The sequence below is a fragment of the Halomonas citrativorans genome, assembly GCF_900163645.1.
Classification (GTDB): domain Bacteria; phylum Pseudomonadota; class Gammaproteobacteria; order Pseudomonadales; family Halomonadaceae; genus Vreelandella; species Vreelandella citrativorans.
This window is the reverse complement of the sequence record NZ_FUKM01000028.1, coordinates 24,714-37,669: the sequence shown is the minus strand read 5'-3', so window position 1 is coordinate 37,669 and position 12,956 is coordinate 24,714. Positions and strand designations below refer to the sequence as shown.

Sequence of the window (12,956 nt, the reverse complement as noted above, 5' to 3'; positions counted from 1 at the left end):
TCTGTGCGTTGATCGTCTAAAATCATCGGCCCTTTTATTGGATCCCTGCTAATGACTCAACCTATTGGCCCGGTCATGCTCGACCTGGAAGGGCCTGAATTATCCAATGCTGAAAAGCGCTTGCTGCTTGAACCCGCTGTCGGTGGCGTGATTTTGTTTGCCCGTAATGTGGAAGACGCCTACCAGGTGCGCAAGCTGTGTAGCGATATAAGGCGCATACGGGGCGATCTTTTATTGGCGGTTGACCAAGAGGGTGGCCGCGTACAGCGTATCAAAAAAGGACTTACCCGCTTACCAGCCATGGCCCGAATTGGCGAGCGTTATGCTCAAGACCCTGAAGAAGGCCGCTCTCTCGCCATAGACGCAGGTTGGTTGCTTGGCATGGAAATGGCCGCCTGTGGGCTGGATATCAGCTTTGCGCCAGTGCTTGATGTGGATAGCGGAATTTCTAGCGTCATTGGCGACCGTAGTTTCAGTGGTGACCCTGAGCACGTTGCTCAATTAGGCGCCGCTTTTGTTGAGGGCTTGCATCAGGCGGGCATGGCCGCTGTGGGTAAGCACTTCCCTGGCCACGGCGGCGTAGCCGCGGATTCCCATGTCGCACTGCCCATTGATGAGCGTTCAATGGAGGCAATTAAACAACGCGACCTTGTCCCCTTTGCACAGCTAGCTTCCCAGCTGGATGGCATCATGCCCGCGCATGTCATTTATCGAGCGTTTGATACACGCCCGGCGGGCTTTTCGCCCAGTTGGTTGGGTATGCTGCGTGAATCGCTGGGCTTTAAAGGCTGTATTTTTTCAGATGATTTAAGTATGGCAGGTGCTCACGAAGCGGGTGAGCCACGCGAGCGTGCCGCTGCTGCACTCGCCGCTGGCTGCGATATGTTGCTGGTGTGTAACGACCGTACCGCTGCGCTTGAGGTTGTTGAAGCCAGCCAAGGCATCGCCAATAAGCGTCCCGCGAAACTCCGCTATGGCCGTGCACGACCTGATTTGGATGCGCTGACCGCGCTGGGGCGTTGGCGACGTACGCATGCCAGGCTAGAAGCGCTGGCGGACTGCCCTAACCCCTCCTGATTTTTCTTTTCGCAATATTGCTACATTTTTTGGGAGTTACCCCATGTCCAAATTGGATAAAGAAGCGCTTGAGTCATTGGACTCAATGCGCCAGCTAATGGAAACAGCAGACTGCCTGATCTCTCAGGAAGAAGTCGAGCGGGCGCTGGATCGCATGGCGGAAGCAATTACTGAAGACCTGGGTGACAAACTGCCGGTTTTTTATTGTGTGATGAACGGTGGCTTGATTACGACCGGGCATCTGCTGACCCGATTGGGGTTTCCGCTGGAAGTGGACTATTTGCATGCCACGCGTTATCGCAACGAGTTGCGCGGTGGCGAGCTTTTCTGGCGTGTATCGCCTGAAATTCCCATGGCCGGACGTCACGTCGTTATCGTGGATGACATTTTGGATGAAGGGTCGACGCTCGCCGCGATTCTTGCTTACTGTAAAGAAGCTCAGGCAGCCAGCGTTACGACTGCCGTCCTGGTGGATAAGCAACATAACCGAAAAGCGGTGCCGGGCCTGAAAGCTGATTACTGCAGCCTGGAGGTCGCGGACCGCTATGTGTTCGGTTTTGGTATGGACTACAAAGGTTACTGGCGTAACGCCCCAGGTATCTTCGCCCCCAAAGGCATGTAATTTTTAGCTTTGTTATTTAATGCTGGTTTAGCGGGGGGAGAAGCGCCTCGCTAAGCCTGTCTCGGCAATCATTCGTGTCGAAATTTCTTCTACTGAAAAGCGCGTCGCATCAATAAACGGAATATGCATAATTCGGTAAAGCGCTTCGGCCTGTTCGACTTCCTGCAAACACTGATCCATTGAGCTATAGCGACTGTTCGGCCGACGCTCATTGCGTATGGCGGATAACCTGCGAGCATCAATAGTCAACCCAAACAACTTGCGCTGGTGCGGTGCTAACACCTTGGGCAGCTTGAGCGTGCCGTCTTCGTCAAGGTCGTCCTCGGTAAGCGGATAGTTGGCCGCTCGAATGCCAAACTGAAGCGCTAAATAAAGCGATGTGGGTGTTTTGCCACAGCGCGATACGCCCACTAAAATAATATCGGCTTTGTCGTATTGATGCGTACGGGCGCCATCGTCGTTATCAAGTGCGAAGTGTACCGAATGAATCCGGTCCATATAGACATCGTCACTGCCAATCGAGTGAGTTCTTCCCACGCTGTAAGAAGAGTGGGTGCCTAATTCCTGCTCCAAGGGTTTCAAAAAGGTAGAAAAGATATCCACCTTGAAGCCTGGCGCTTTGCGAATCACATCGCGTATCTGCTGGTCAACGATGGTATCGATAATGATTGGTTGTTGCCCATCTCGAGCGGCAGTGGATTCAATAATCCGGGCAAGCGCTTCCGCTTTTTCAAGCGTATCGATATAAGGCTTGGTCAGCATGTTGATCTCAATATCGCTGAATTGAGCCAACAGGCTTCGACCCAAACTCTCGGCCGTAATACCGGTACCATCGGAAATAAAGAAAGCTGTCCGCTTCATAATCACGCCCGTCAATTAAATAATAGAGACGCTATTGTGTGCCGAGCATTCGCTAAGCACAACGCCCCAAGCGACTACATAAATCGCCCGTATACGCCTTATGTTGTAAAAATCCTCCACTCCCTTCGCTATTAGACCAATGGCGAATAGGGTGGCACGGTGATAGGGTGACACGATCAATGATTGGCGATCTAAAAGATTGCATCAACGTCTTAAAGCGAGGGGGTTGCGTGGAAGAGTACATTCTGTGGTTCGATCAGCTAGGTATGGCCGACGTCGAACGCGTGGGTGGTAAAAACGCCTCGCTGGGCGAGATGATTTCCAACCTGTCAGGTGCCGGGGTAACCGTACCGGGTGGATTTGCCACTACGGCTCACGCTTATCGTGAATTTCTCTCTCATGAAGGGCTTAACGAACGCATTAATAGCACGCTATCGCGCCTGGACGTTGATGATGTTAAAGCACTGGCGGAAGCGGGTAGTAATATTCGCCAATGGGTCATTGATACGCCGCTGCCGCCTGCTTTTGAAAGTGCGCTGCGTCAGGCCTATGAGCAACTGCAGGAGCAACACCCTCAGCTGAAAGTGGCGGTGCGCAGCTCGGCAACCGCGGAAGATCTGCCGGATGCCTCTTTTGCTGGCCAGCAGGAAACTTTCCTGAATATCGAAGGTTTCGATAATATCAAGCGCGCTGTACACGAGGTGTTTGCCTCGCTGTTTAATGATCGCGCAATTTCCTACCGCGTTCACCGTGGCTATGCGCATGAAAACGTCGCGTTGTCAGCGGGTGTCCAAAAAATGGTGCGCTCTGAGACGGGCGCCTCTGGGGTCATGTTTACCCTGGATACCGAATCAGGCTACCGCGATGCTGTCTTTGTGACGGCCTCGTGGGGGCTGGGCGAAACGGTTGTGCAAGGCGCCGTTAACCCTGACGAGTTTTATGTTCATAAGGGCACTTTAGCCGCTGGACGCCCGGCGGTTTTACGGCGTAACCTGGGTTCCAAGCTCATCAAGATGGTTTACGGCCAGGAAACCAGCGCCGGTAAATCCGTCGACACCGTTGATGTGCCGCTTAATCAGCGTAATTGTTTCTGTATTAGCGACCAGCAGGTGATGGATCTGGCCCGTCAGGCGGTGACGATTGAGCAGCACTATGAGCGCCCCATGGATATTGAGTGGGCGCTTGATGGTGACGACGGGAAGCTCTATATCGTGCAGGCACGCCCTGAAACGGTGGTCTCGCAGCAGGAAGGGGGCAAGTTAGAGCGTTTCCAGCTGCGCGAGAAGGGCCGTACGCTAATTACTGGCCGAGCGATTGGTCAGCGTATTGGTCGCGGCACCGTAAAAGTGGTCATGAGCCCGGAAGAGATGGATAAGATTCATGACGGTGACATTCTGGTGACCGACATGACGGATCCAGACTGGGAGCCCATTATGAAGCGGGCGTCTGCCATCGTTACCAATCGTGGTGGACGTACCTGCCACGCGGCGATTATTGCTCGTGAGTTAGGCATTCCTGCAGTGGTGGGTTGCGGTGACGCCACGCAGCAGCTTAGAGAAGGCATTGATGTTACCGTTTCTTGTGCTGAAGGTGACACCGGCCACGTTTATGATGGCCTGCTTGATTTTGACTGCAAGGTGTCAAGTGTCGATGCCATGCCTGAAATTCCTTTCAAAATCATGATGAACGTGGGCAACCCAGATCGCGCGTTTGGGTTTGCCAGCCTGCCTAACGCAGGCGTAGGGCTTGCTCGGCTTGAGTTCATTATCAACCGTATGATTGGTGTCCATCCCAAGGCACTGCTGGATTATGCAACGCTGCCGGCTGACTTGCAGCAGGTGATTGATCTACGTACTGCGGGCTATGCCGACCCGGTAACTTTCTACGTGGACAAGCTGGTTGAAGGTATCTCCACGCTGGCGGCGGCTTTCTATCCTCAGCGGGTTATCGTGCGTCTGTCTGATTTCAAGTCCAATGAGTATGAAAACCTGATTGGCGGTAAGCTTTACGAGCCGGGCGAAGAGAATCCCATGTTGGGCTTCCGCGGGGCTTCGCGGTATATCTCGGAAGCTTTCCGCCCCTGCTTCGAGCTTGAGTGTCGCGCCTTAAAATACGTTCGCGAAGAGATGGGGCTTGATAACGTCGAAATCATGGTGCCCTTTGTACGCACCACCGATGAAGCCAAACAGGTTGTTGATCTGTTGGCAGAAAACGGCTTGAAGCGCGGCGATGCAAGCGGGCTGAAAGTGATCATGATGTGCGAGTTACCTGCTAATGCATTGTTAGCTGAAGAATTTCTTGAACACTTCGACGGCTTCTCAATCGGCTCTAACGATCTTACGCAGTTAACGCTGGGGCTGGATCGTGACTCAGGCATCGTGGCGCATCTATTTGATGAGCGTAATGCGGCGGTGAAAAAGTTGTTGGCAATGGCTATTCAGGCTTGTAAAGCCCAGGGCAAATATGTAGGTATTTGTGGGCAAGGGCCCTCGGATCATCCTGAATTGGCTAAATGGTTGATGGAGCAAGGAATTGATTCGGTATCTCTCAATCCTGACGCAGTACTTGAGACGTGGTTTATGTTGGCAGGCGAGAAAATTACCTAACGTCGACCTGTAAACCGCTATTTTGCGCCCGGCCATTGTGCCGGGCGCATGCGTTTTATAGGCTACTCTGTTGTGTGGTTACTTACTTGATATTTTCCAGGATGCGAGAGGGCACTGTAATGTCCCCAAAAAGGATTAAGTTAACGCTAACAGGGTTGCTGTTAGTGCCGGTTTATAGCTTTGGGTTTAGCTATGAAGCCCCCTCCATAACCCCGGAGGTTGGGTCGGGGTATGAGGAAAAACCCGGCTGGGCAACGGCGTCGTTTGCGGTCGCGGCGGCTAACCCGTTGGCAACGGATGCGGGCTATCAAGTGTTGGAAAATGGTGGCAATGCCATTGACGCTGCTATCGCTGTGCAAATGGTATTAACACTTGTCGAGCCTCAGTCCAGCGGCATTGGCGGTGGCGCTTTTTTAATGTTCTATGATGGCTCAAATGTTCAGGCTTACGACGGCCGAGAGACAGCACCTGGTGCGGTGACAGGGGAGCTGTTTATGGAGAATGGCGAGCCGCTGTCCTTTGCAGATGCAGTAGCCAGTGGACTTTCTGTTGGTGTGCCAGGCACGGTGCGAATGTTGGAACAAGCACATAAAGAGCACGGTCAGTTGGCTTGGGAGGCACTTTTTGAACCCGCTATTACGCTTGCAGAGGAAGGGTTCGCCGTTAGCCAACGGCTGCACACCAGCCTTGCCAATGATGAAGCGTTACGCAGTGACCCGCTCGCCGAGAACTTTTATTACCAGCCAAACGGCGAGCCGCTAGCCGTTGGCGACACGTTAAAAAATCCTGCGCTGGCGAACATATTACGTCAAATTGCGGCCACCGGCAGCGCGGCCTTTTATGAAGGCGACGTTGCCGAGGATTTAGTAAGCCGTGTACAGAACCATTCGGTGCGGCCAGGCAGCATGACCCTTGAGGATGTTAGCAGCTACCAGACAATTGAGCGGGAACCACTGTGTACGCCATGGCAGCAGTGGGAAGTGTGTGGATTTCCTCCGCCTTCGTCTGGGCATATTACCATTATGCAGATACTGGGTCTTTTAGATCAGCAGCCATTGTTGGAAGCACCCTTGGATAACGGCGTATCCAGCAGCGGTTGGCTGCATCAGTTTCTGGAGGCTTCTCGGCTGGCCTTCGCTGATCGCGGACGTTATATAGCGGACCCTGAGTTCGTAGAGGCGCCGGGTGGTGACTGGTCATTAATGCTGGCGCCTGACTACCTTTCAGAGCGTAGTAAGTTAATTGGTGACACCAGCATGGGCGATAGTGCGGAGCCAGGGAACCCCGGTGAGCTTGACGTTAGCTTTGCCTCACAGCCGGATCAGCCGGAATACGGCACTAGCCATATCAGTATTATTGACGCTGAAGGCAATGCCGTGGCGATGACCACGTCTATTGAGCAGGCGTTTGGTTCGCGCATCCTTGCCGATGGAGGAACCGGTCTGCCGGGTGGGTATTTGCTTAATAATGAGTTGACCGATTTTTCGTTTACCCCAGAGGTGGATGGCGAGCTGGTGGGTAATCGGGTTGAACCTGGCAAGCGTCCGCGCTCAAGCATGAGCCCAACACTCGTATTCGATAAAGAGTCGGGCGAGCTGGTGGCAAGCCTGGGGTCGCCGGGTGGCGCGGCTATTATTCATTACACCGCCCGCACGTTAGTTGCGATGCGTGATTGGGGGATGAGTGCTCAAGAAGCGCTCAATTTGCCTCACGCCATTACCATGGGAGGCGATGTTTATTTGGAAGAGGGGCGCTTCCCGGAAGCGACCCTGGAAGTGCTTGAGGAGTACGGGCATACCATCAGTGAAAGAGAGCTAACCAGTGGGCTTCAGGCCATCCGTAGGCTGGAGGATGGGACGCTGTTTGGCGGTGCCGACCCGCGTCGCGAAGGCGTTGTTATGGGCGATTGATCCCATTAACTGGCTTTACGAAATGAGCTGTCAGTGGCGTGTTTAAGTACACGTCACTGACGTAGCCAATTGCGCAGCTTCACCAACAGAAGCTCCCCGTCGCTTAACGCTCGCCGCTCTTCAATCAATTCGCGTAAACGCGCGGGATAGTCGGTAATAATCGCATCAACCCCTAAATCGATTAGTGTAGACATTCTTGCCCGGTCATTGACTGTCCAGGCGTGTATCTCATAGCCATAAAGCGCTGCAAGACGCACTTCCTCTGCTGTAATACGGTTATGGCGAAGCCCCAAGGCATCGAAGCTTCGGCGGTCCAGCGTGCCTGGCAGGATTAATTGTGCCAGCAGTGTGACGCGTAGTTCAGGCGCTTGGCGTTTGATGTGGGCAGACAGTGATGGCGTCATCGTGGCTACCCGCATCTCCAGCATTGCATTGGGAAAGCTGCACTCGCCATAAGCTGTTATAGGATTACTGCTTTTAGCCCAGCAGGCATAGCGCATATCGGTCTCAGCACGCAGTAGGGCAATGACTGCATCAGCAAGTGCTTGTTCCTCGCCGGGCAGTGCCTTCATGTCGATCATCAATCCGGCATGGCCACGTACGCGTTCAAGTACCTCATCCAGGCCTGCGATAGGCTCGTTTTGAAAAGCATCACCGAACCAACTGCCTATGTCGTACTGACTAAGCTCTTCACGCGTTAAGTCGCCGAATTCTCTGTTATCACCGGTTAATCTTGCCAGGCTCCGGTCATGGTAAATCATGACCTGCCCATCGGCGGACAAGCGAACATCCAGCTCTACGGCGTCAGCTTTATCGATGATGGCCTGGTTAACCGCGGCCAGGGTGTTTTCGGGGGCGACCATTGAACTACCACGGTGCGCAAACACGTTTACATTGTCGCGTAGTTCAAAGCTGTTCAGGATCCACCAGGCTTGTAAGGCGGCCAGTAGCAATACACTAAGTTCAACCGCCCAGGCAAATCGGCCCGGGAGGACGATTTTTGATGGAGGGGCAGGGCGCACCTTGTGATGCGCTAACTGAAGGTACAAACAAGCAGAAAGCAGTGCGTTAGCCGCAATACCGATAAAGGTAACGGCGAGGGTTAACAGCAGATAGCCTGTTAAATAGGCAAACATGATGGGAATTAGAAAAGTGTTGTGTTCTGGTAGCCACCAGAGAAGCGGCGTTACCAGCGCATCAAAGGCGATGGTGGTGATAACAGGTAGTGCAATAATGAGCAGTAACAGGATGAGTACGGCCGCGCCAATGGAGCGGTGCCAGCCTTTGGTTAAATGAAAACTGTGCGTCAGGGCGCGTAACGGACTGGAGTTTTCAAGCGCTACTAAAGGAAGCGCTAACAGCCAGCGCAGATAAAGCCAGGCCGCTAAGCTTAGCCAAATCACCACAAGCGGCAGCGCGCAGGCAATAAAATACCAAAGCACTGGCGGCATGACACGCTGTAAATAGTAAGGGTCCAAGCCGCTTAGCCAAACACTATAAAGCCATGCAAGTGCGGCCATGAAAGGGGCCAGCAGTAAAAGGTGCGTGCCCACCTGTAACACGACTAACCCTGCCAGTGCGGGGAGGCGACGAACGCTTAACCAGAGTGCATCAAACGCAAGCCGGTAATGATTGCCGTGAGGCCGAACGGCGACCTGGAGCATGCCAGCCTGTTGCCAGTAAAGTATAAGAAAAGTAAAGACCAGGCCGACCAGCATGCAAGCAAGGCCCAAGGGGCTAAACAGCAGGCTGATTAGCTCGTCATTGGTGATCACTGTACGTTTTAATTGGGCAAGCAGGCCTTGGGTTATCCACCCAATCAGGGGTAATAACAGGGCAGAGGCCAGTAAGGTAAAAAACAAATGATAGGCGATCAAGGGGCGTAGATGATCGCGCAGTGTCTTCATTAAGGCCGAGCCAAGATGTGTCAGTGGCTGCATTGTCTTTTAAATCATAAGGATGAACTAACAGAGTGGCAGTATCCGGAAGCCCTCGCAAGTCGCCGACATCTTGCGGTAATAAAAACGCCCCACAACGAGAGGTTGAGGGGCGTTCGGTCATCGTCTCAGAATTAACGGAATTTCATTAAGTCTGTGATGGTGCGAGCATCGGCGATAGGATGGTTACGCTTCTTGAGCAACCGGAATCACGTTTGAGGCGATTTTCTGATACTCCTCAATTTCGTGGAAGTTCATATAACGATAGATCTCTCCTGCCATGGCGTCAAATTCACTCATGTAACGCTGATACTCTTCAACGGTTGGCAGGCGACCTTCCACCGCGGCAACCGCGGCGAGTTCCGCCGAGGCAAGGTACACGTTGGCACCATCGCCCAAACGGTTCGGGAAGTTACGTGTAGACGTAGACACAACGGTGCTTTTTGCAGCAACGCGCGCCTGGTTACCCATACACAGTGAGCATCCCGGCATTTCCATACGCGCACCGGCACGACCATAAATGCCGTAGTAACCCTCTTCGGTCAGCTGGTGCTGGTCCATTTTGGTCGGCGGTGCCAGCCACAGGCGAGTTTTGAGGCTGCCTGCAGGCTGCTTTTCAAGTAGTTTACCCGCTGCGCGGAAATGACCAATGTTGGTCATGCACGAGCCGATAAATACTTCATCAATCTTTTCGCCCGCTACGTCTGACAGCAAACGAGCATCGTCAGGATCGTTAGGCGCGCAAAGTACTGGTTCTTTAATCTCGGACAAATCAATTTCGATGACTTCGGCGTATTCGGCATCCGCATCGGCACGCATCAGGCTCGGGTCGGCAAGCCACGCTTCCATACCTTCGATACGACGACTAATCGTACGCTCATCGCCATAACCGTTAGCGATCATCCACTTCAGCAGTGTGATGTTGGATTTCAGGTACTCGGTAACGCTCTCATCAGACAGCGTAATAGTACAGCCAGCGGCAGAGCGCTCAGCAGAGGCATCGGAAAGCTCAAATGCCTGCTCGACCGTTAAGTCTTCAAGCCCTTCAATTTCCAGCACGCGGCCAGAGAACGCATTCTTCTTGTTGGCCTTATCAACGGTCAGAAGACCTTGCTTGATGCCGTAAAGCGGAATGGCGTGAACCAGGTCGCGCAGGGTAACGCCAGGCTGACGCTTGCCTTTAAAGCGCACCAGTACGGATTCCGGCATATCCAGCGGCATAACGCCGGTGGCAGCAGCGAAGGCCACCAGGCCTGAACCAGCCGGGAACGAGATGCCCAGCGGGAAGCGGGTGTGGGAGTCGCCGCCGGTACCTACTGTATCTGGCAACAGCATACGGTTCAGCCAGCTGTGGATGATGCCGTCGCCAGGACGCAGCGATACACCGCCGCGGTTCATAATGAAGTCAGGCAGTGTGTGGTGAGTGTCCACGTCAACCGGCTTCGGATAGGCCGCCGTGTGGCAGAATGACTGCATGACCAAGTCCGCTTGGAAGCCCAGGCAGGCCAGGTCTTTCAGCTCGTCCCGGGTCATCGGGCCAGTAGTATCCTGGGAGCCGACCGTGGACATTTTAGGTTCGCAGTACATGCCCGGACGAACGCCTTCCAGGCCGCACGCCTTACCGACCATTTTCTGCGCCAGGGTAAAGCCCTTGCCAGTGTCTTTGGGCTGATCCGGCAGGCGGAATACGTCAGAAGGCTCAAGGCCAAGGGACTCACGTGCTTTGCCCGTCAGGCCACGACCGATGATCAGAGGAATACGGCCGCCAGCACGTACTTCGTCCAGGATCAGCTGAGTTTTCAATGCAAACGTGGTGAGCACTTCATCAGTGCCGTGCTTGCACACCTTGCCTTCGTAGGGGTAGACGTCGATGACATCGCCCATTTCCAGCTTTGATACGTCCAGTTCAATCGGGAGTGCGCCAGAATCTTCCATGGTGTTAAAGAAGATCGGAGCAATTTTGCTACCAAAACAGAAGCCGCCAGCGCGCTTGTTGGGAACGTAAGGGATATCGTCACCAAAGAACCACAGCACGGAGTTAGTGGCTGATTTACGTGAAGAGCCCGTACCCACGACATCACCGACATAAGCAACCGGGAAGCCTTTGGATTTGACTTCCTCAATTTGCTTGAGCGGACCCATAGAGCCCGGTACTTCAGGCACAATGCCGTCACGCTCGTTTTTGAGCATGGCATTGGCGTGCAGCGGGATATCGGGGCGCGACCAGGCATCGGGTGCTGGTGACAGATCATCAGTGTTGGTTTCACCCGGCACCTTAAAGACGGTCAGGGTGATTTTTTCTTCTAAAGCAGGCTTGGAAAGGTACCACTCTGCTTCTGCCCAAGACTGAATAACGTCCTTGGCAACGCTGTTACCCTTTTTGGCACGCTCTTCAACATCATGAAAGGCATCAAACATCAGCAGGGTATGCTTGAGCTGTTCGCCGGCTTCACGCGCTAACTCTTCGTTATCCAAAAGTTCTACCATGGATACGATGTTGTAGCCGCCTTGCATGGTGCCTAGCAGCTTAACCGCGTGGATTTTATCGATTAGCGGAGAGGTTGCTTCGCCCTTGGCGATTGCAGTAAGAAAGCCCGCTTTTACATAAGCGGCTTCATCGACGCCCGGCGGAACCCGGTTGGTGATCAGATCAAGAACAAATTCCTCTTCACCCGCCGGTGGGGTTTTTAGCAGCTCAATTAAGGCGGCAACTTGCTCGGCGTTTAGAGGCTTGGGTGGTACGCCTTCAGCGGCGCGTTCCTCGACATGTTGGCGATATGCTTCAAGCACGTTGGGGCCCTCTCATCTGCTTTATGGTGGCGAGCACACATTTTCACGGTGTTTGAGCGTGCGCTCGGACACATGACATACGCTTGGAAACAGCGTCTGGTTGGATGACACGGATTCTACGGCAAACTGTCGACAATGTTAAGAAGAAGGCGAGAGGCAGGTGTTGTACTTTATGTTGATACACAAAAAATACTGCTTTAAAGGCCTGTGTTTTGGCCGTTTGGGACACTTTCTGGCAGGGTGTGATGGGCCTGAGCATGCTAAAGGTGTGATTGCGGTTGCGCCGCGTTACCATGGCTTGGACGCTATAACGTTACGGTTGCTTTCCACGTTGAACTAACCTCACAGCGAAGCGTAGAGCGCCATTATTTCTATTAGCGGTGGCCAGCAATATGTACCCAAAAGACATGGCATTGTTCTTGCGGTTTGGGAACGGGGTGAACGCTATCGGCGTTTAAATATTGTACAATTGTGAAAAAATGCTCGGAAGAACGTTATGTCAATGCAATTGCCGGAATTAACACCCGCAGACCATAAACTTCAAGCAGATGACTTGTTGCCCGAAAGTTTAAATGAATTTCTTGCCTGTATAACGCCGGACAGCTGGCTTAAATGGGCGCTAGATAACCCCGAAATACTGCTTGTTGACCACGCTCAGTGTGAGAAAAAGGCCGCTTCGACGGCCATGAGCTTGCTGTATCGTTATGTAGACCAGCCTCTTTTATTGAGCAAAATGTCTCAGCTCGCCCGCGAAGAATTGCTGCACTTTGAGCAAGTTGTGGGTTTAATGGAAAAGCGCGGCGTTGAATACAAGCATTTAACCGCTTCCCGGTACGCTGAGGGCTTGCGACGTCATGTGCGCAGCAATGATCCAGAGCGTCTTATTGATATCCTCATTATTGGCGCCTTAATAGAAGCACGCAGCTGCGAGCGTTTTGCTCGCTTGATTCCTTACCTGGATGAAGAGTTGGCTAAATTTTATCGCACGCTGGTTAAGTCCGAAGGGCGTCATTTTGAAGACTACCTACTGCTTGCGCAGCAGCAAACTAACGCTTCCATTGATGAAAGAATTGCTTTTTTTGTGGCCCGGGAAGCAGAGCTGATAACGTCACCCGATACGGCTTTTCGTTTTCATAGTGGTGTACCCGCTTAA

General features: G+C 53.1%; 8 protein-coding genes. 5 read left to right on the top strand and 3 right to left on the bottom strand.

Annotated features, from left to right (window positions below; all coding sequences use genetic code 11):
• Positions 1-51 precede the first annotated feature (51 nt).
• Positions 52-1,077 carry a beta-N-acetylhexosaminidase gene (nagZ, locus tag CZ787_RS06440; RefSeq protein WP_087107363.1) on the top strand — a complete coding sequence of 342 codons (1,026 nt, stop codon included), beginning with the start codon at positions 52-54 and terminating at the stop codon, positions 1,075-1,077.
• Positions 1,078-1,120: 43 nt separating this feature from the next.
• Positions 1,121-1,699, top strand: a complete 579-nt coding sequence (locus tag CZ787_RS06435; RefSeq protein ID WP_087107361.1) for a hypoxanthine-guanine phosphoribosyltransferase — start codon at positions 1,121-1,123, stop codon at positions 1,697-1,699.
• Positions 1,700-1,726: 27 nt separating this feature from the next.
• Here the strand turns inward: CZ787_RS06435 and CZ787_RS06430 are convergent, their stop codons facing one another.
• Complete coding sequence (locus CZ787_RS06430; RefSeq protein ID WP_087107359.1) at positions 1,727-2,560, bottom strand: pyruvate, water dikinase regulatory protein; 834 nt, start codon at positions 2,558-2,560, stop codon at positions 1,727-1,729.
• 230 nt (positions 2,561-2,790) lie between these two features.
• On the opposite strand from CZ787_RS06430, the gene ppsA reads away from it, so the two are divergent.
• Both ppsA and ggt read left to right on the top strand, forming a co-directional pair.
• Entirely contained in the window at positions 2,791-5,166 is a 2,376-nt protein-coding gene (gene ppsA, locus CZ787_RS06425; RefSeq protein ID WP_087107647.1) for a phosphoenolpyruvate synthase, read from the top strand.
• Positions 5,167-5,285: 119 nt separating this feature from the next.
• The gene (gene ggt, locus CZ787_RS06420) at positions 5,286-7,076 is read left to right on the top strand and encodes a gamma-glutamyltransferase (RefSeq protein WP_087107357.1); all 1,791 of its coding nucleotides are present in this window, start codon (positions 5,286-5,288) and stop codon (positions 7,074-7,076) included.
• A gap of 53 nt (positions 7,077-7,129) precedes the next feature.
• Here ggt and CZ787_RS06415 read toward each other — a convergent pair whose 3' ends face one another.
• Positions 7,130-9,016, bottom strand: coding sequence for a glycerophosphodiester phosphodiesterase family protein (locus CZ787_RS06415; protein ID WP_087107355.1), 1,887 nt, complete (start codon positions 9,014-9,016; stop codon positions 7,130-7,132).
• Positions 9,017-9,199: 183 nt separating this feature from the next.
• Positions 9,200-11,803 (bottom strand): bifunctional aconitate hydratase 2/2-methylisocitrate dehydratase, encoded by a 2,604-nt coding sequence (acnB, locus tag CZ787_RS06410; RefSeq protein ID WP_087107353.1) that lies wholly within the window; start codon positions 11,801-11,803, stop codon positions 9,200-9,202.
• 496 nt (positions 11,804-12,299) lie between these two features.
• On the opposite strand from acnB, the gene CZ787_RS06400 reads away from it, so the two are divergent.
• Positions 12,300-12,956, top strand: a complete 657-nt coding sequence (locus CZ787_RS06400; protein ID WP_087107350.1) for a tRNA-(ms[2]io[6]A)-hydroxylase — start codon at positions 12,300-12,302, stop codon at positions 12,954-12,956.